This window comes from Streptomyces sp. NPDC045846, assembly GCF_056431605.1.
In genome coordinates this window covers 235086-253639 of record NZ_JBWKKJ010000010.1, presented here as the reverse complement: position 1 = coordinate 253639, position 18554 = coordinate 235086, and the positions used below count along the sequence as shown (strand labels likewise).

17 protein-coding genes are annotated in these 18554 nt (G+C 72.4%); 5 read left to right on the top strand and 12 right to left on the bottom strand.

All coding sequences use genetic code 11. The features are described from left to right. Nucleotides 1-34: 34 nt before the first annotated feature. The 3 genes from AC07F3_RS28195 to AC07F3_RS28185 are packed head-to-tail and all read right to left on the bottom strand — an operon-like array spanning nucleotide 35 to nucleotide 3853. Entirely contained in the window at nucleotides 35-1489 is a 1455-nt protein-coding gene (locus AC07F3_RS28195; protein WP_479117229.1) for a carboxylesterase/lipase family protein, read from the bottom strand. Beyond that, the gene (locus tag AC07F3_RS28190) at nucleotides 1489-2538 is read right to left on the bottom strand and encodes an alpha/beta fold hydrolase (protein ID WP_479117228.1); all 1050 of its coding nucleotides are present in this window, start codon (nucleotides 2536-2538) and stop codon (nucleotides 1489-1491) included. Before AC07F3_RS28190 ends, AC07F3_RS28195 begins: the two co-directional genes overlap by 1 nt. A gap of 10 nt (nucleotides 2539-2548) precedes the next feature. Continuing rightward, nucleotides 2549-3853, bottom strand: coding sequence for an esterase/lipase family protein (locus tag AC07F3_RS28185; RefSeq protein ID WP_479117227.1), 1305 nt, complete (start codon nucleotides 3851-3853; stop codon nucleotides 2549-2551). 267 nt (nucleotides 3854-4120) lie between these two features. On the opposite strand from AC07F3_RS28185, the gene AC07F3_RS28180 reads away from it, so the two are divergent. Continuing rightward, nucleotides 4121-4492 (top strand): hypothetical protein, encoded by a 372-nt coding sequence (locus AC07F3_RS28180; protein WP_479117226.1) that lies wholly within the window; start codon nucleotides 4121-4123, stop codon nucleotides 4490-4492. Between the two features lie 31 nt (nucleotides 4493-4523). On the opposite strand, the gene AC07F3_RS28175 is transcribed toward AC07F3_RS28180, so the two are convergent. Next, nucleotides 4524-5420, bottom strand: a complete 897-nt coding sequence (locus AC07F3_RS28175) for an acyltransferase domain-containing protein (protein ID WP_479117225.1) — start codon at nucleotides 5418-5420, stop codon at nucleotides 4524-4526. Between the two features lie 141 nt (nucleotides 5421-5561). Here AC07F3_RS28175 and AC07F3_RS28170 point away from each other — a divergent pair, with 141 nt between their 5' ends. Then, complete coding sequence (locus AC07F3_RS28170; protein ID WP_479117224.1) at nucleotides 5562-5831, top strand: DUF6343 family protein; 270 nt, start codon at nucleotides 5562-5564, stop codon at nucleotides 5829-5831. 23 nt (nucleotides 5832-5854) lie between these two features. Here the strand turns inward: AC07F3_RS28170 and AC07F3_RS28165 are convergent, their stop codons facing one another. The 5 genes from AC07F3_RS28165 to rpsA form a co-directional block, all read right to left on the bottom strand. Beyond that, nucleotides 5855-6265, bottom strand: a complete 411-nt coding sequence (locus tag AC07F3_RS28165) for a tetratricopeptide repeat protein (RefSeq protein ID WP_479117223.1) — start codon at nucleotides 6263-6265, stop codon at nucleotides 5855-5857. 58 nt (nucleotides 6266-6323) lie between these two features. Continuing rightward, on the bottom strand, nucleotides 6324-6710 hold the full coding sequence (locus AC07F3_RS28160; RefSeq protein WP_479117222.1) for a DUF3592 domain-containing protein: 387 nt from the start codon (nucleotides 6708-6710) through the stop codon (nucleotides 6324-6326). Nucleotides 6711-6926: 216 nt separating this feature from the next. Continuing rightward, nucleotides 6927-7526 (bottom strand): dephospho-CoA kinase, encoded by a 600-nt coding sequence (gene coaE / locus AC07F3_RS28155; RefSeq protein ID WP_479117221.1) that lies wholly within the window; start codon nucleotides 7524-7526, stop codon nucleotides 6927-6929. Nucleotides 7527-7550: 24 nt separating this feature from the next. After that, a complete protein-coding gene (locus AC07F3_RS28150; RefSeq protein WP_388975717.1) occupies nucleotides 7551-8489 on the bottom strand; it encodes a PAC2 family protein in 939 nt (312 codons plus the stop codon). A 288-nt stretch (nucleotides 8490-8777) separates the two neighbouring features. Next, nucleotides 8778-10277 (bottom strand): 30S ribosomal protein S1, encoded by a 1500-nt coding sequence (gene rpsA, locus AC07F3_RS28145; protein ID WP_100574468.1) that lies wholly within the window; start codon nucleotides 10275-10277, stop codon nucleotides 8778-8780. Nucleotides 10278-10651: 374 nt separating this feature from the next. Here rpsA and AC07F3_RS28140 point away from each other — a divergent pair, with 374 nt between their 5' ends. Together AC07F3_RS28140 and hrpB are read left to right on the top strand one after the other, a co-directional pair. After that, entirely contained in the window at nucleotides 10652-11491 is an 840-nt protein-coding gene (locus AC07F3_RS28140; protein WP_479117220.1) for a class I SAM-dependent methyltransferase, read from the top strand. 115 nt (nucleotides 11492-11606) lie between these two features. Next, complete coding sequence (gene hrpB / locus AC07F3_RS28135) at nucleotides 11607-14099, top strand: ATP-dependent helicase HrpB (RefSeq protein WP_479117219.1); 2493 nt, start codon at nucleotides 11607-11609, stop codon at nucleotides 14097-14099. A 26-nt stretch (nucleotides 14100-14125) separates the two neighbouring features. Here hrpB and pgfA read toward each other — a convergent pair whose 3' ends face one another. The 3 genes from pgfA to AC07F3_RS28120 form a co-directional block, all read right to left on the bottom strand. Continuing rightward, a complete protein-coding gene (gene pgfA, locus AC07F3_RS28130; protein WP_479117218.1) occupies nucleotides 14126-15121 on the bottom strand; it encodes a cell envelope lipid trafficking protein PgfA in 996 nt (331 codons plus the stop codon). A 15-nt stretch (nucleotides 15122-15136) separates the two neighbouring features. Further along, nucleotides 15137-15292, bottom strand: a complete 156-nt coding sequence (locus AC07F3_RS28125) for an SPW_0924 family protein (protein WP_479117217.1) — start codon at nucleotides 15290-15292, stop codon at nucleotides 15137-15139. Nucleotides 15293-15429: 137 nt separating this feature from the next. Next, the gene (locus AC07F3_RS28120; RefSeq protein WP_479117216.1) at nucleotides 15430-17115 is read right to left on the bottom strand and encodes a lytic transglycosylase domain-containing protein; all 1686 of its coding nucleotides are present in this window, start codon (nucleotides 17113-17115) and stop codon (nucleotides 15430-15432) included. Nucleotides 17116-17617: 502 nt separating this feature from the next. Here AC07F3_RS28120 and AC07F3_RS28115 point away from each other — a divergent pair. Beyond that, nucleotides 17618-18484 carry a DUF4184 family protein gene (locus tag AC07F3_RS28115; RefSeq protein ID WP_479117215.1) on the top strand — a complete coding sequence of 289 codons (867 nt, stop codon included), beginning with the start codon at nucleotides 17618-17620 and terminating at the stop codon, nucleotides 18482-18484. Nucleotides 18485-18554: the final 70 nt, after the last annotated feature.

The following is an 18554-nucleotide window of genomic DNA, read 5'->3' as shown; positions in this document are numbered from 1 at the left end:
TTACGGGCGAGGTCTGACAATGGGCCCCGCGACCTCAGCGCACCCCCTCCCACAAGGCACGTTCCTCGCCGCGAAGATCATTCTCGATGCTCGGAACGGTGTCGAGGACCATGGTGGCGCGGGTCTCCCGGTCGTAGGGCGCCCAGCCCGGGTCGCCGGTCTTCGCGAAGGCCACCCAGGCTCCGTGCATCGCGTCGGCGAGGGCCTGCGGGGGCCCCTCACCGAGCATCGCCGCGTACGTCGGGTCGTCGAGCCGGTCGAAGACGTAGGCCAGCTCCGAGGCGTGGCAGGCGCCGAGCCGGCCGCCGAGAGCCGGGGAGCGCCGGGCGAACTCGTACACGTACGAGCCCGGCACCGACTCGGCCACGCGCAGGGCGGGGATCCGGTAGAACCAGTCGGTGGTGACCGCGTCGAACAGTTCGCCGGGCACCGCGCCCGGGCGGTGTCCGGCGTACAGGGGCAGCGCCTTGTCCGGGTCGAGGCCGTACGCGGCCGTCGCGGCGCGCAGTTTGTCCTGCGGCAGCACGTCGAGGCGCTCGGTGGGCACCAGGAACAGGCGGTACTCCTCGCGGTTGCTGCCCACCAGGAACTGCACCCCGCAGTCCGCGCCGGGCAGCGGCAGCTCGTCGAGGACGGGCTCGAACGGCATCATGTTGAGCGCCGCCTCGCCCCACAGAGCCGGGTCCGGGCGGGCCCCGATCTCGCCCCTCAGCTCCGCCTGCGCGGGCAGCAGTGTTTCGAGGGGGACGGCGGCGAACTCCTCCGCGGTCGCGCCGATGCCGAGCTTCTCGGCGAGCCTGGCCGTGATCCGTTCGGCGGAGGCGGGCCGCAGGAAGTGGTGGGCGGCGCCGCTCTGCAGGATGGCGCGCCGGAACAGGCCCCGGGCGCGGGGCATCGACAGCAGGGCGCCGATGCTCATGGCGCCCGCCGACTCGCCGAAGACGGTCACCTGCCCGGGGTCGCCGCCGAACGCCTCGATGTTGTCGCGGACCCACTCCAGGGCGGCGATCTGATCGAGCAGCCCCCGGTTGTCCGGCCGGTCGGGCAGCCTCAGGAAGCCGTCGGCGCCGAGCCGGTAGTTGATGCTCACGTACACCACGCCGTCGCGCGCGAAGGTGCTGCCGTCGTACGCGGACACCGATCCGGAGCCGTTGGCGAAGGCACCGCCGTGGATCCACACCATCACCGGGAGGCCGCCGCCGGACGCCGGGTGCGGGGTCCAGACGTTGAGGTTGAGGCAGTCCTCGCCCTGGGGGCCGTCGTCGGGGATGAGGGCGTCGAAGGGCGGCGCGTAGCGGGCCCGGGGCACGCTCGCTCCGCGGGAGAGCGCGTCGCGCACGCCGTCCCAGGGGGCGGCCGGTCCCGGTGCCTGGAAGCGTGCCTCCCCGAAGGGGGGCGCGGCGAACGGGATGCCGAGGAAGGCGGCCACGTCCTCGGTGACGAGCCGTCCTCGGACCGCGCCCTGGTGGGTCGTGCGGATGGGTTCCATCAGGTTCGTGCGCCTTCCGACAGGGTGGCGAGCAGGGCCGCGCCGAATTCCTCGGGACGTTCGACATGGACCGCATGCCCGGCTGTGGGCACCGCAATCTCTCGTACCCTGCCGCCGGCCCGGGCGTAAAGGGCCAGAACATGGCGGGTCTGGGCGAGCATCGGCTGGGCCGGGGTGCCGTCCCAGCCCGGCACCGCGCCGAGCGCGCCGAGGTGGGCGAGGTCGAACAGCGAGGTGTCGGAGACGATGACGTCCTCCTCGCCCCGGATCCAGGTCACCGGCGGCAGGACGGGCAGGGTGTGCAGGTCGTCGAGGCGGAAGTGCGTCGGGGCGAGGCAGTTGAGCACTCCGCGGGTGCCGGGGGCCACACCGGGCCAGGTGTCACAGACACGGCTGTCGCCCGGATAGTGGTCGTCGCCCACATGGGTCGTCAGCATCGACGCGACCAATTCGTCCTCGCGGGCCGGGCGCGCCGGAGGCTTGACGTAGCAGGTCGCGAGGACGTGCCGGGGCGAGAGCGGGGAGTCGTCGCCCCGGTCGCCCGCCCCGAGGAGCCGTACGAACTCGGGGTGGGCGGTGCCGCCTCCGGACCCGGCCCCGTCGGGCGAGTTGAGCCGCCCGTCCGCGCCGTGGGTGCCGCCGAAGCCGTACGGCGAGACCGGGTTGACCAGGGTGACGGAGCGGACGGACGCGGGCCGGTCCCGCAGATACTGCAGCACCACGCCTCCCCCCATGGACCAGCCCACCAGGTGTGCGCGGTCCACATGCAGGGCGTCGAGCAGTGCCGCGAGGTCGTCCGCGTAGTCGCGCAGTCCCCGGGTCGCGTCGACCGGCAGCGGGTCGGTGCCGCCGAAGCCGCGCAGGTCGACCGCCAACGCGAGGTAGCGATCGGGGAGTTGGAGCAGGGTGTCGTGCCAGAACACCGAGGACGACACGTTGCCGTGGACGAAGACGACGGTTTCCGCGGAGCCCCCGGGGGCCGGAGCCGCCTGAAGGATCTGCTGAGTGAGGCGGGCGGTGGGGACACGCCGGGTGGTCAGGGTGCGCATCGGGGTGTCCTCACGGGAGTGCGAGCCAGGCGGCGACCTGGGCGGCGGACGTGCTGTCCCAGCCGAGTTCGAGGTGGTTGGCGCCGGCCACGGTGGCCGTGCCGCCGACGGTGGCGAACCCGGTGGTGTCGAGCGCGCTGGAGACGAAGACGACTCCGTCGCTGGGGCCCCGGTTCTCGTTGAAGATGCCCACGACGTTCGGCGAGCCTCCCGCCAGCAGATAGGCGGCGACGGAGGTGGGGACCCCGGCGCGCCGCAACGGCGCGACCAGTGAGCCCGCGTCCACGGCCGACTGGATGCCGTCCCCCGCGGTGTAGAAGCCCTGGCCGCCGTAGTAGGTCGTGTACCAGTCCTGGGCGGACTGGTCGACGCCGTACACCCCGTCCCAGCGGGCCAGCATCTGGCGCTGCCCGGGGTAGTCGTCGTAGCCGCCGGACGGCGTCATGGAGAACTCGGGGTGCGCCGTGTACGTGCCGTAGCAGGTCATCCGGGAGTGCGGCGACGGCGCGTTGATCTTGCCGCCGCACTCCGGCCAGATGGAGAAGTCGTGCGCCCAGCCGTGCGCGTAGGGGTAGTCGTAGCCGCCGTTGGGCCCGCCCAGCGTGATCAGTTTCCGTACGTCACCGGCGTAGGCCCGCCCCCAGGACGGCTTCACCGACGACACATAGGCGCGGGTCGACATCTCGCCCTTGCTCCAGCCCACCAGGTCGACCTTGGCGACGCCCAGCTTGGCCTTGATGGCGGCGACGGCGTCCCCCACGGCCTGGGCCTGCATGAGGTTGCCGCCCTGCTTGTGGGCGAAGCCGATGGCGAAGACGCGCCGGCCGCGCGCGGACAGGTACTGCATCAGGCCGGTGGAGGGGCAGGACGGCGCGCCGCAGCCGTAGCCGCCGGACTCCCCCGGATTGGCCCAGGCCCGGTCGGCGGTGTCGTTGGCACCGTGCACGAGCAGCACGGGAACGCTCTGGGCGGCGGTGTTCCAGCCGGGCGCCGAGTACAGCAGGAACCGGTCGGAGCTCGGCCGCGAGACGCCTCCGAAGTACGTCACGCGCACGCCGTCCTGGTCACCGCGGCCGTCCGGCGGATAGCCCTCGGCGGCACTCGCCGCGAATCCGGCGGTGGTGTCACGGAAGCGCTCGACCTTCTCCCAGCCGTTGGTCACCGTCCCGGCGCCGTAACTCGCCTCCAACGCGAGGTAGGAGGGGTACGCGGCGGCCCCAGCGGCGCTCGCGGCGCCGCCTGCGCCGAGCAGCCCCGCCAGCACCGCCGTGACGGCGCCGACCACTCCCCATCCGGTCCGCTGTCTGTAGCGCACGCCCCATCCCCCTTTGTCCTGTTGTCCTGTCTCGGCTTGTCTCGACGAACCGCGGACGCCCTGTCCCCGTCCGCGTAGACGCTAGGCAGCACACGGCCGGAGCGGTGATGTGTGCGCACCACACAAGACGAAGAGGAACTGTGGGGCTCCGGCACTCCGTCGCCCGGCCGGGCTAGCCGCGGCGCACACCGGATGCCGGAAGGGCGGCCAGAAGGCAGGCTGGCGGCACTGACCGCCGCAGCCATGCCGTACAGACGAGGACCACTCATGTCCGTGCCCGCGTCCCAGTCCCCCGCCCGCCCCGCGCGCCGCCGTCGCCGGACGCGGATCGCCGCCGGTGCCGCGCTGCTCGCCCTCGCCACCACGGCCTGCTCCAGCCTCGGGCGGACGTCGGTCGGCACCGTCTCCTACTCGATCGGTCCCGAGACGACCGTCACCCTGACCAGCCCCAAGGTGCGGGGCTGCCACCGGCTCCCGCCGTCCGGCACGACCGAGCTCTCCAACAACACGCTGGTCGACATGGTCATGTACAGGACGCCCGACTGCACCGGCAAGGACACCACGTACATCGGCAGCAGGCTCGCCAACAACGTCGCGCCGAAGGCCGCACCCTGGCGCAGCTTCAGCTTCGTGCACTGAGCCGCCCCGCCCGAGGACGGCCCGGCTGCGCCTACAGCTCGAACCAGCCGTGGCCCAGATACCAGTGCCCGCCCTCCAGCAGGTGCCGGGTGACGGCCCGCTGCACGGCGGTGTCCTGCGGAAGGCCCGCCACGGGCAGTTCCGGGTCGCCGAAGACGAAGCCGACGGGTTCGCGGTCGGACGGCTCGTCGTCCTTGTAGGCGGTACGGAACAGGTCCTGGAAGCCGAGAATGTTGGAGTGCTCGGGGAGGTAGCCGCGCAGTTGGTCGTCGAGCAGCCAGGAGTGGCACGCGCCGACCCGGTAGCGCTCCTCGGGGAAGTGGCGGGCGAAGAACTCCTTGGCCCGGTCGATGGAGTCCGCACACGCGGCGGGCGTCAACGGGCCCCGGTAGTCCGGAATGTGCAGGTCCAGGCAGGGCTCGCCCGGTTCCACGTCGAGCCCGGCCGCCGCGATGGCCCGGCTCGTGCGCTCCCCGAGCCGTGAGCGCTGGAACTGGAGCCGCCCGAGCTGGTAGATCTCGCCCCGGAAGTGCAACCGCAGCCAGCCGGGCACCGCGAGGCCGCCGACTCCGCGCCGCCGGTGGTGCAGCGCGATGTGCCGACCGAGGTCGGCGAGCGTATGGCGGGCGATGTCCTCGGGGATGCCCCGCTCGCGGTGGTAGGCCCTGACGTGCGGCAGCGCGGCGACCGCGACGTACACGGGGAACCAGCGCTCCAAATCGCCCAACCCCTCGGGCAGGGCCGACAGTTCGGGGTGGACGCCGACCGCCCCGATGTCGTGGACGAGGATCCGCGCCGAACGCTCCAGGAGCTCGGCGAGCTCGGGCTCGGCGGCGAACCGGGCGGACAGCGAGGTCAGTTCGTTGATGTCCTCGTGGGGTACGGCGAGGTCGAGCAGCGTCTCGGGGAGATCGTCGAGGAGCAGCATGCGCGCCACCCTAGCCACCCGGATCGGCCCGCGCCGCCGCATTCGCGGACGCGCCCGGCACCGGCGTGCCGTCCGGATCCCCCGTGTCCTGCGGCTTTCACCTCCGGCCCAGCGGGTACACCTCCTGTAGAGGCGATCACCATGCTGCGCACCGGTAACGAACCGATCACCGCCCGCAGCCCCCTGCGGATGCGGCTCTGGCTGAGCATCTGGGGCCTGATCTGGGCCGCCGGAGGCACGGTCGGCTTCGCGCTGGAGGGTCGGCCGGGGTGGATGGCGGCCTGCGCGGCCCTGACGGCGGTGGTCGTCGTCGACCTCTTCGTGATCATCCGCCACATCCGGCAGGGCCCCCACTACCAGCCGGGCCGCGACGTGCCGCCGTACGAGCCGCCGCGCACCCGCTGGCCGTGAACTCCGGCCCTGTGTGCGCCCCGCTACTCGGTGTCGTCCTCGAAGCGCGCCGCCGCCAGGTACTCCGGCTTCGGGTCGAGGGCCGCGGCCAGCCGGAAGTGGCGCTTGGCCTGGTCGGGCCGGGCCTCGCGCTCGTAGGTGCGGGCCAGGGCGAAGTGGGCGAAGGCATTGTCCGGCTCTCGCTCCAGGACCAGCTGGAACTCCAGCTCGGCGGAGCGGAGTTGGGCCGCGGCGAAGAAGGCGCGGGCCCGCAGCAGACGCGCCGCGGTGTTCTCGGGGTGGGCCGCGATGACCGAGTCGAGAAGTTTGACGGCGCCACGCGGGTCCCGGGCGGCCAGGAGTTGCTCGGCCGCGCGGTAGTCGATGACGTGCGTCTCGGGGGTGCTCTCCGCCACCTGCCTGTCCTTTCCCTCGCTGGGCGTTGACAACGCCATGCCCAGCCCGGGTATTCCGTACGCCTCCGAAGACGATCGCGCCCGCGTGGCGTACGCCTCAGAGGGCGGCCGCGGCCAGCGTCAGCCCCAGCAGCACGATCGCCGCGCCGGCCGCCACGAACGCCCGGTCCACGGCGGTGCGTTCACGCCCCAGGACGACGACGGTGCGCGGGTCGGCCGGATCGTAGGACACGCGGACCGTGCTGCCCGGCGGGAGCGGCTCGCGGCGGCTGGGCGGGACCGGGGAGGGAAGTTCGAGGACGTGGCCGTCATCCGTCGCGAACTGCAGGAGGGGCCGCGCGGCGCCCTGCGGCGCGGGTTTCACGAGCGCCCAGGCGAACGCGCCGGCCCGCTGGACCCGCCGACTCTCCCGCAGCCCGTACGCCCCGGCGAGGAGCGCCACCAGACCGCCGAGCACCGTGAAACCCGCCAGTACGAAGAGCACGCCCGGATCGTAATCCGCCCCGGTGACCTGCGGCGGGCCAAGTCGCGGAAACCCAGCACGACGGGCGAATCCCCTACGGCTTTGATACGCGCCGGTGCGACGGCGCGGTGGGGCTCGCGCTCCCCCGGCGCGCGGGGGCGCGGCAGCGGAGCCCCGGGCGCTCTTGACGAGCGCGCCCCGCTCTCCGCCTCGGAGCCGCCGGACAGGGCTTCGCCCCTACCGTCCCGCCCGCTCCACCAGCTCCGCCCACACCTTGCGTACCTGCGGCTCCAGCGCCTCCAGGGGGCCGTCGTTGTCGACCACCAGGTCGGCGACGGCCAGCCGCTGGGCGCGGTCGGCCTGGGCGGCCATCCGCGCCCGGGCCTCCTCGGGCTTCATGCCGCGCAGCCGCACCAGCCGGTCGAGCTGGGTCTCGGGGGTCGCGTCGACCACGACCACGAGGTCGTACAGCGCCGCCAGGCCGTTCTCGGTCAGGAGGGGTACGTCGTGGACGACGACCGCGTCGGGACCCGCCGCCGACTCCAGTTCGGCGGAGCGCGCGCCGACCAGCGGATGCACGATCTTGTTCAGGATCGCGAGCCTGTCCGGGTCGGAGAAGACGATGCCGCCCAGCTTGGGGCGGTCCAGGGTGCCGTCCGCGGACAGGATGCCGGGGCCGAACGCCTCGACCACGGCCGCCAGGCCCGGGGTCCCGGGCTCGACGACCTCGCGCGCGATCCTGTCCGCGTCGATCAGCACGGCCCCGTAGGAGACGAGCAGCCGTGACACTTCGCTCTTGCCGGCGCCGATACCGCCGGTCAGGCCCACCTTCAGCATGAGCGGAAGCTTAGGCGCCCGCCGCTAGGCGTCGCCCTCCCGTTCGGCCAGGAAGCGCTCGAACTCGCGGCCCAGCTCCTCCGCCGAGGGCAGGTCCGCCGGTTCGGCGACCAGGTTGCCGCGCGATTCGGCGCCCGCCACTGCGTCGTACTGGTGCTCAAGGCCCTGGACCAGGCTGACCAGTTCCTCGTCGCCCTCGCCGATCTGGCGCTCGATCTCGGTCTGGGTGCGCTGGGCCTCGGTACGGAGACCGTGCGCAACGCTGGGCAGGACCAGGCCCGTTGCCGCCGTGACTGCCTCCAGGGCGGTCAGCGCCGCGTCCGGGTAGGCCGAGCGGGCCACGTAGTGCGGTACATGGGCGGCCACTCCCAGGACGTCGTGGCCGGACTCCATCAGGCGGTACTCGATCAGCGACTCGGCGCTTCCGGGCACCTGCGCCTCGTCGAACGGCGAGCGGTGGCCGGGCATCAGGTCCGTGCGGTTGCCGTGCGGCGTTATGCCGACGGGACGGGTGTGCGGCACGCCCATGGGGATGCCGTGGAAGTTGACCGAGAGACGCACGCCGAGCCGCTCGACGATCTGGCGCACGGCCAGCGCGAAGCGCTCCCATTCGACGTCCGGCTCGGGGCCCGACATCAGCAGGAAGGGCGCGCCCGTGGCGTCCTGCACCAGGCGGACCTCCAGCGCGGGCACCTCGAAGTCGGTCCAGCGGTCGCGCCGGAACGTCAGCAGCGGGCGCCGGGCGCGGTAGTCGACGAGGCGGTCGTGGTCGAAGCGGGCCACCACCTGGTGGGGCAGCGTGTCCAGCAGCTTCTCGACGATCTGCTCGCCGGTCTCACCCGCGTCGATGTAGCCGTCGAAGTGGTACAGCATGACCAGGCCTGCCGACTCCTGCGCGAGCGCCATGTCGACGACGGCGAGGCCCTTCGGCTCCCATTCGTACAAATCCTGCGGATCAAGCACGATTACCGCTCCTCCTCGTGTTCATCAGGAAGAACGACCGCCAGGACGCGGGCATTCCCGTCCCCGCCGCTTTCACAGAAAGCCGTGCACGGCCCGGTGAACGGTCGCGGGGCACGCGCCCAGTCTGCCGGGCGCCACCCGGCCGCCGCGGGAACACCGGCCAACTCGGCTTCGGGTGAACCGGGTTGACACCCGGGCCGGGGGACGGCCACCCGGGACATGCAGTAAGGCCCGCTCCCCAGGGGAACGGGCCTTACGTTCAGCTATCTACCAGCTGGGGTCAGAGCGTCAGCTCTGGCCGCCCGCCAGCTTCTCGCGCAGGGCAGCCAGCGCCTCGTCCGACGCCAGGGCGCCGGAGTTGTCGTCCGACTCCGAGGAGTACGAACCGCCGGAGACGCCCGCCGGGGCACCGGCCGGGGCGGCAGCGCCCTCGGCAGCGGCGGCCTCGTCGGCCTCGCGGGACTTGATGACCTGGGCCTGGTGCTGCTCGAAGCGCGACTGCGCCTCGGCGTACTGGCCCTCCCACGCCTCGCGCTGGGTCTCGTAGCCCTCGAGCCAGTCGTTGGTCTCGGGGTCGAAGCCCTCGGGGTAGATGTAGTTGCCCTGGTCGTCGTAGGACGCGGCCATGCCGTACAGGGTCGGGTCGAACTCGACCGACGCCGGGTCGGCACCGAAGGACTCGTTGGCCTGCTTCAGGGACAGCGAGATCCGGCGACGCTCGAGGTCGATGTCGATGACCTTGACGAAGATCTCGTCGTTGACCTGGACAACCTGCTCCGGGATCTCCACGTGGCGCTCGGCCAGCTCGGAGATGTGGACCAGGCCCTCGATGCCCTCGTCGACGCGCACGAACGCACCGAACGGAACGAGCTTGGTGACCTTACCGGGGACGACCTGCCCGATCTGGTGCGTACGGGCGAACTGCTGCCACGGGTCCTCCTGCGTCGCCTTCAGCGACAGGGAGACACGCTCGCGGTCCATGTCGACGTCGAGGACCTCGACGGTGACTTCCTGGCCGACCTCGACAACCTCGGACGGGTGGTCGATGTGCTTCCAGGAGAGCTCGGAGACGTGGACGAGACCGTCGACGCCACCCAGGTCCACGAAGGCACCGAAGTTGACGATCGAGGAAACGACGCCGGAGCGGACCTGACCCTTCTGCAGGGTGGTGAGGAACGTCTGGCGAACCTCGGACTGGGTCTGCTCGAGCCAGGCACGGCGGGACAGGACCACGTTGTTGCGGTTCTTGTCCAGCTCGATGATCTTCGCCTCGAGCTCCTTGCCCACGTAGGGCTGGAGGTCGCGGACGCGGCGCATCTCGACGAGGGAGGCCGGCAGGAAGCCACGGAGGCCGATGTCGAGGATGAGACCACCCTTGACAACCTCGATGACGGTGCCGGTGACGATGCCGTCCTCTTCCTTGATCTTCTCGATGGTGCCCCAGGCACGCTCGTACTGAGCGCGCTTCTTCGAGAGGATCAGGCGGCCTTCCTTGTCCTCCTTCTGGAGAACCAGGGCCTCGATCTCGTCGCCGACCTTGACGACCTCGTTCGGGTCGACGTCGTGCTTGATCGAGAGCTCGCGGCTCGGGATGACACCTTCGGTCTTGTAACCGATGTCGAGCAGGACCTCGTCCCGGTCGACCTTCACGATGACGCCGTCGACGATGTCGCCGTCGTTGAAGTACTTGATCGTCTCGTCGATCGCGGCGAGGAAGGCTTCCTCGTTACCGATGTCGTTGACCGCAACCTGCGGGGTGGTGGCGGTGGTCTCGGTGCTGCTCGTCATGTGGGAAAGGGCTCCGGTTACGGACAGAAAGTCGTAGGTACTGCCACGCCGAGAGCCCGTATCGCCTCTGCAGAAGCCGGACAGCCTGGGAAGCGCCTCTCCGGGTCGGTCCGGATGGCGCCTCGACAACCGAGGGGACATACAACAGATGGAAGCGCGCCTGCTATGTCTGAGGTGCGCAGGCTCGCAGCGCAACTTGTAGCATACGGGGGCAGCCGGACACGGTCAATGCGCGAAGGCGCACACCCGGGGCGGATCCCCGCATTCCCGGCACAACTAAGGTTCCCCGAGGCCACGATGGGCCCCGCAGACCTCTTTTCGAGACCTTCGAGAACACGAGGTCGCGTCCCGCGCAAACTACAACGACGGACACGATGAGCCAAGAGATCCAAGCGTACGAGTCCGAGGGCGGGGCCGATTCCGGCCCCGAGGCGACCCGGCGTGCCGCCGGGGACACGGAGAGCAGCCGGGCCAGCCGCGGCTGGTGGGACCGCAACGCCGACGAGTACCAGACCGATCACGGAGCGTTCCTCGGGGACGACCGGTTCGTCTGGGGCCCCGAGGGCCTGGACGAGGCGGACGCCCGCCTCCTCGGCCCGGCGGAGTCCCTGAAGGGTCTCGCCGTCCTGGAGATCGGCGCGGGCGCCGCCCAGTGCTCGCGCTGGCTGGCCGCCCAGGGCGCCCGCCCGGTGGCCCTGGACCTCTCGCACCGCCAGCTCCAGCACGCGCTGCGCATCGACGGAGGCACGTTTCCGCTGATCGAGGCGGACGCGGGCGCGCTGCCCTTCGCGGACGCCTCCTTCGACCTGGCCTGCTCGGCCTACGGCGCCGTCCCCTTCGTGGCCGACCCGGTGAAGGTCTTCCGCGAGGTGCGCCGGGTGCTGCGCCCCGGCGGACGCTGGGTCTTCTCGGTCACCCATCCCATCCGCTGGGCGTTCCCGGACGAGCCGGGCCCCGAGGGCCTCTCCGTCGCCGCCTCCTATTTCGACCGCACCCCCTACGTCGAGCAGGACGAGAGTGGCCACGCCGTCTACGTGGAGCACCACCGCACCCTGGGCGACCGGGTGCGGGACGTGGTCGCGGGCGGCTTCCGACTGGAGGACCTGGTCGAGCCGGAGTGGCCGGCCTGGAACGCGCAGGAGTGGGGCGGCTGGTCCCCGCTGCGGGGCAACCTGATCCCCGGGACCGCGATCTTCGTGTGCGTACGGGACTGAACGCGACGGGACGGGCTGACGGGCAGGCGCCCCGAACCCGGGATTAGTCATACAAGCCCACCGCCCCTGTGGACAGAGCGTCACGCCGCCCGGCGGGACGTACGACACTGAGCGCATGATCCGAACCGACGCACTCGACGCCCTCCCCGTCCGCGAGGCCGTGCCCGAGCTGCTCGCCGCGCTCGACGGGCACGGGACGGCGGTGCTGTGCGCGCCGCCCGGCACCGGCAAGACGACACTCGTGCCGCTGGTCCTCGCGGGCCTGGTCGGGGGCGGCCCGGTGCGGCGGGTCATAGTCGCCGAGCCGCGCCGGATCGCGGCCAGGGCGGCCGCGCGGCGGATGGCCTGGCTGCTCGGCGAGCGGACGGGCGGGCGGGTCGGCTTCACCGTGCGGGGCGAGCGGTCCGTCGGCCCCGACACCGTCGTCGAGGTCGTCACCACCGGAGTGCTCCTCCAACGCCTGCAGCGCGACCAGGAGTTGGCCGGGGTCGACGTCGTCGTGCTCGACGAGTGCCACGAGCGCCATCTCGACGCGGACACGGTCGCCGCCTTCCTCCTCGACGTCAGGGCCGCGCTGCGGCCCGAGCTGCGCCTGGTGGCGGCCTCCGCGACCACGGACGCGCAGGGCTGGGCCCAGCTCCTGGGGGACGCGCCGGTCGTGGAGGCGGCCGGGGTGGCCCACCCGGTGGACGTGGTGTGGGCGCCGCCCGCGCAGCCGGTCCGGCCGCCGCACGGCCTGCGGGTGGATCCGGCGCTGCTCGCGCATGTGGCGGCCACCGTGCGCCGGGCGCTGGCCGAGCGGGACGGGGACGTGCTCTGCTTCCTGCCCGGCGTGGGAGAAATCGCCCGCGTGGCACGGCAGTTGGGCGAGCTTTCGGGCATCGAGGTACTCCAGGTGCACGGGCGGGCCCCGGCCTCCGTGCAGGACGCGGTGCTCGCCGGTTCGCAGGGCCGGCGCGTGGTCCTCGCCACCTCGGTCGCCGAGTCCTCGCTGACCGTGCCCGGGGTGCGGGCGGTCGTCGACTGCGGTCTGGCCCGCGAGCCGAGGGTGGACCACGCCCGGGGTCTCGGCGCCCTGACGACCGTGCGGGCCTCGCAGGCGGCGGCCCGCCAGCGCGCGGGCCGGGCCGGGCGCGAGGCGCCGGGCGTGGTCTACCGGTGCTGGACCGAGGCGGAGCACAGCCGTCTGCCGCGCTTCCCGGCCCCCGAGATCAAGGTGGCCGACCTGGCCGCCTTCGCCCTCCAGGCCGCCTGCTGGGGCGACCCGTCGGCCGAGGGCCTCGCCCTGCTCGACGCGCCGCCGACGGGTGCGATGGCCGCGGCCCGGTCCGTGCTGACGGCGATCGGCGCCGTGGACGAACAGGGCCGGGCCACCGGGCGCGGTGCCCGCATGGCCCGGCTGGGCCTGCATCCACGGCTCGGCCGGGCCCTGGTGGACGGCGCAGCCGAGGTGGGCGCCCGGCGGGCCGCCGAAGTGGTGGCGCTGCTCAGCGAGGAGCCTCCCCGCGAGTACGGGGACGACCTCGCGGCGGCCTGGCGCACGGCCCGCCGGGGCGGCGACGGGTACGCGGCGCGCTGGCTCCAGGAGGTGCGGCGGCTGGCCTCGTTCGCCGGGAACCATCCCGAGAAGGGCTCCGCCGAGGCCGCGGCGGGGCTGGTGGCGGCCCTGGCGTTTCCCGAGCGGGTGGCACGGGCCCGCGGCGGCGGCGCGTTCCTCATGGCGTCCGGCACCGGCGCCGAGGCGGCGGCGGGCTCCGGGCTGGCTACGGCGGACTGGCTGGCGGTGGCCGTCGCGGACCGGCCCGTGCAGGCGGCGTCCGCCCGTATCCGCCTGGCCGCCGTCGTCGACGAGGCGACCGCCCGCCTCGCCGCGGACCATCTGCTCCGCGAGGGCGAGGAGGTGCACTGGGAGGACGGCGAGGTGGTGGCCCGCCGGGTGACCAGGCTCGGCGCGGTCGAGCTGTCCGTGCGGCCGCTGAAGAGCCCCGATCCGGAGCTCGTGCGGGCCGCGCTGCTCGACGGCCTGGCGCGGGACGGGCTCGGCCTGCTGCGCTGGACGCGCGAGGCGCGGGGCCTGCGGGAGCGGCTGGCGTTCCTGCACCGGGTGCTCGGGGAGCCCTGGCCCGATGTCGGCGACGAGGCGCTGCTCGACCGGGCCGCGCAGTGGCTGGAGCCCGAGCTCTCGCGGGCCCGGCGCCGGGCCGACCTCGGCCGGATCGAGGCGGGGGCGGCCCTGGGCCGGCTCCTCCCGTGGGCGACCGGGGAGGCGGCCCGGCTCGACGAGCTGGCCCCCGAGCGCATCCAGGTCCCCAGTGGATCGCGGATACGGGTGGAGTACGGGGGTGAACAGCCCGTCCTGGCCGTCAAGTTGCAGGAGATGTTCGGCCTGGACGGCACGCCGGAGGTGGCCGGGGTGCCCGTCCTGGTCCATCTGCTCTCGCCCGCCGGGCGGCCCGCCGCCGTCACCGCGGACCTTGCGAACTTCTGGCGCGAGGGCTACCGGGCGGTCCGCGCCGAGCTGCGCGGCCGCTACCCCAAGCATCCGTGGCCGGAGGATCCGACGTCGGCCGAGGCGACACGGTTCACGAAGGCGCGGCTCACACGGTAGGGCTCGGCTCACGCAGGAGGGGCGGTTCAGGCGACGACGGGATCGAGGCGCTCAGTGACGGCGGGCGGAGGGTCGCTGGGGCGGCGACCGCGCGCCTCCAGCCACAGGGACAGGGCGAGCAGGGCGAGGGCGAGGCCGAGGAAGCCCCAGGGGAGATAGGAGGTGAGCAGCAGGATCAGGACGCGGTTCTTCTTGACGAGGTCGACGGTGTGGGCGACGTAGTCGTCACGCATCTTGACGTCGCCCGCGAACACGGTGACCTTGTCGCGGCCTCCCAGCAGGGTGCCGCCGCGCATCTCCTCCTGGTTGAGTTCCTCGCCGTTGACCGGGGCGCCGGTGACCGGGTCGACCCAGAACTTCCGCGTGGTGGTGTACCAGAGGGAGGTGCCGGTGGTCTTCTCCAGGGTGGAGGAGTCGATCCCGGGCAGCGGCATCTTCTTGGGGTAGGGCACCTTGGTCCACGGGATGGTCTGCTCGAAGTAGTACACGTCGAGGCCGTGGAACGTCTGGGTGCCCTTGTAGTGGATGGGCGCTGAGGTGCGGGCCTGGAAGTCGAAGTACTCGTAGTCCCGTTTCTCGGTCAGGAACGGCCACTTGAACTCGATGCCCTTGCGCTGCACCGGATCGCCGTCGACCATCTCGCCGGTGGCGTGGACGGGTGCCTGGCTGTGGGCGTCGAAGATGTAGCGCTCGGGTATCTGGGAGACCATCTTGCCGTCGGGGCCCTGGACGTAGGAGAGGGTGTCCCACACCACGACGTCCTTGCCCGCGCTCTTCCCGATCTCCTTGGCGGCCTCCACGTTGCCCTTCAGCGTCTGGACGACCGTCACCTTCGGCACCGTCCTGGACTGCATGGTGCCGTAGTCGATGAGGGTGGCGTTCTTCGCTTCGAGGACCGCCTCCTGGTACTGGCTGGGCGGGATCTTGGCCAGGCGGGGGAAGGCGTACCAGCGCAGCAGGGGCGACAGGGCGCCGAAGAACACGGCGAGGGCGAGCAGGACGAGACTGGCTTTGCGTCGCATGGACCCGCTCTTCCTCTACTTGGTCTGGATGATCTTCCCGGGGGCGCTGGGCACAGTGGTGAGCAGCGGCTTGGGCGAGGTCGTGCCGGCGGGGGCACCGATGGCCGAGACGGTCAGAACGAGGGCGAGGGCGGCGGCCAGCCCGATCGCGGCGGCTATGAGGGCGCGCATGCTCGGCCTCCGTGGAGCTGATGGGTCGTCAGGAGTGCGCACCGTAGCAATGCCCGGCGAAGATGAGAACACGTCGAACAGCCCCTCTGCCGACGGGCGGCAGAGGGGCTGCTGGGAACGGCGGCGTCAGGGACCGCTCAGGAGGCGGCCGCCACCTTGAGCGTGATGGTGAGCGCGGCGCCGCCCTCCGTGGTGAGGCGGAGCAGGAACGTGCCGGTCTGGCCGTCCGCGTACATCTTCGGCAGGACCAGGACGCCGTGCGCGTCCGTCTTCAGGTCCGTGAGCTCACGGACCGGCTTGCCCTTGGCGTCCTTGAAGTACGGGCCCTTGTCGTTGACCTTGGGCGCGGCCTTCGGGTCGGCGCCGGCGGCCGGGGTCACGATCATGGTCGCGGAGGCCGCCACGTCGGGGGCGGCGGCGCCCTTGTAGGTGGCCTTGACCGAGACCTGGTCGGCGAACTCGCCGCCGGGCGCGGCCGTCGGCTCCTTGACCTCGCCCCGGGTCAGGACGTCGGCCTGCCGGGCGACGACCGTCGCCTTCCACTCGACGGCGGACAGGCTCGCCTCGGCGACGGTGGCCCGCACCGTGAACGTGCCAGTCTTCTCGCCCGCCTTGAGCGCCGGGGCGATGGCCGTGCCGTCGCCCACGGTGGGCACGGTCGCGGTGGTGGCACCGTCGGCGAAGCGGGTGTCGGTGTCGCCGACGATCTCGAACTTGACCGACACCTTCGCCATCGCCTTGCCGGAGGCGTCCTTCACCCGCGCCGTGGGCTGCCCGCCGAACGCGCCGCCGGCGAACGCCGTCAGCTCCTTGGCGCCCACGCCCTCGAACGTGGTCGCCCGCGGCACGGTCGGCGTCGGGGTGCCGCCGCCGTCGGGCTTGGTGGGCGGCACCGTCGGCTTGACCGGCGGGGCGGGCGGGGTCGGCGTCGGCTTGGGGGCCGGCTTCTTGCTGGGCGGCGCCTCGTGGGGGACCGGCGGCTGCTTGACGGGGGTCTGGTCGCTGCGGCGGCCGGGCAGCGAGCCCATGCCGTCGGGGACCTCGTGGGTGCCGCGCCGGTAGAAGTCGAACCACGTCAGGACGGTGGTCAGGTATTCCTGCGACTGGTTGTAGCTCAGGATCGCCTTGTCCAGGTCGTCCTTGACCGCGAGGTCGCGGTGGTTACCGCAGAGGTAGAACCCGGCGGCGAGCGCCGCGTCGTAGACGTTGTTCGGGTCCTTGACGCCGTCGCCGTTGCCGTCCTGGCCCGCGGTCGCCCAGGTCGACGGGATGAACTGCATCGGCCCGACCGCCCGGTCGTGCACCTTGTCACCGTCGTAGGCGCCGCCGTCGGTGTCGGGGATGTTGGCGAACCCGGCCCCGTTGAGCACCGGGCCGAGGATCGGGGTCAGCGTGGTGCCGTTGACGTCGACCCGGCCGCCGTTCGCGTGCCCCGACTCGACCTTGCCGATGCCGCCGAGCAGCTGCCAGGGGAGGTGGCAGTTCGGCCGGTCCTTCGCGAGCGCCGCCTCGGCCTTCTTGTAGGCGTCGAGCACGGTGGCGGGTATGCCCTGCAGGTCACCGGAGGGCAGTTGGCCCACCGACGCGTTCGGCGGCGGCGTCGGCGACACGAGCGGCGGAAGGTCCGTGTAGTACGGGGAGTTGCCGGACGCGGGGGCGTCGGGGGTGGGGGTCGGCGTCACATCGGAGGCCGCCTGATCGGTCGGGCTGCTCGCGTGCACGACTCCCGGCGCCTGCGATGCGGAAAGCGCCGCCACCGCCAGCGCGGCCACCGCCGTGGTGCCCGCTCCCTTGCGCAGTCGTCGGCCCATGTGCGGTGCCATACGTCAAGTCCCTCCCCGTACTCGGCTGCCCGCGCTCCCCAGCGCGAGAACTCCCGTGACACTACGGCAACCCATGGCGCCATGACACCGCGGGCTGACCGGTTTTCACTGATTCGCCACCTGCGCGTTGCCGGCTGGTGGTGGGGAACCGGTCCCGAATACCGAACGTTGTTGATCGCTGACGGGTAAATGACGCCCGTCAGCCGACGGTTGAAATCGGTCATCTGTCATCTGTCGCCTGTCATCCGGTGTCTGTCATCCGCTGTCTGTCATCGGTTGTCCGGCGTCGGCCAGTGACCATCGGCCCTCTGCCGTCAGCCCGGGCACAGAGTCCGCGAGTCACAGGCCATCAGATGTCAGGTGACGACTGCCATCTATCAGGTGACGACTGCCATCTAACCGCCAACGGCTAACGCGCGGCCAACCACTATCGGCCGACGACCGACAACTGACGAACCATGACAACTGCTGACATACAGGCCGATCGGTCGAGAGGACATGCATGCCGTTCACGCTGAGCCACGCCGCGGCGGTGCTGCCGGGGATCCGGAGGGACGGCACGGCCCGCGGCCGGCTGGTCGCCTCCGCTCTGGTCGCGGGCTCCTTCGCCCCGGACGTGACGTACTACGTGGCGACGGTCGTGCCCGCCGCGATGCCGTTCGGCCGGGTCACGCATTCCGCGCTCGCCGTCGTCACCGTGGACGTCGCGACGGCCTGCCTCCTGGTCGCGTGGTGGGTGCTGCTGCGCGAACCGCTGATCGCGCTGCTGCCCAGGGCGTCCTGGCGCTCCCGGGTGCATGCCCTCGCGCGGGGTCAGGTGTGGCGGCGGCCCGGGTCCTGGGCCCTGGCGGGCTGGTTCGCGCTGTCGGCGGCGATCGGCTCGGCCACCCATGTGGTGTGGGACGCGTTCACCCACCTCGACCGCTGGGGAATGCGGCTGGTGCCCGCGCTGGGAGACGAGCTCGCCGGGTTCCCTTTGTACTGGTACGCCCAGTACGGGGGGTCGGCGCTGGCGCTGGCGGGAATCGGCTGGTTCACGGTGACCGCGCTGCGCCGGGCCCCCGCCACCGCGACGGCGGCCCCGCCCGGCCTCGCCCCGCGCCTGCGCAGGACGGTTCTGGTGCTGCTGGCGGGGTGCGGGGCGGCGGTCGCGCTGTACCGCTGCCTGCGGTGGTACGCCTTCTACGGCGACGCCTCCGTGCTCGGCCTCATCCCGAGCGCGTGCTTCGGCGGCGGCACGGGGCTGGCCCTGGGGCTGCTCGTCTACGCGGGGGCCTGGCGCTCGGGCCGCCTGGGCCGGACCGAGAACCCCGCCACCCCCGAACCCGCCGCTCCCGCTCACAGCGGGCCCCAGCGGGCGAGCCCGTAAGGCCCGACTCCCCAGCCGGACAAGGCGGTTGGGCACCCCCTCCCCCGCCGGACCCGAGCCCGGGCCCGGC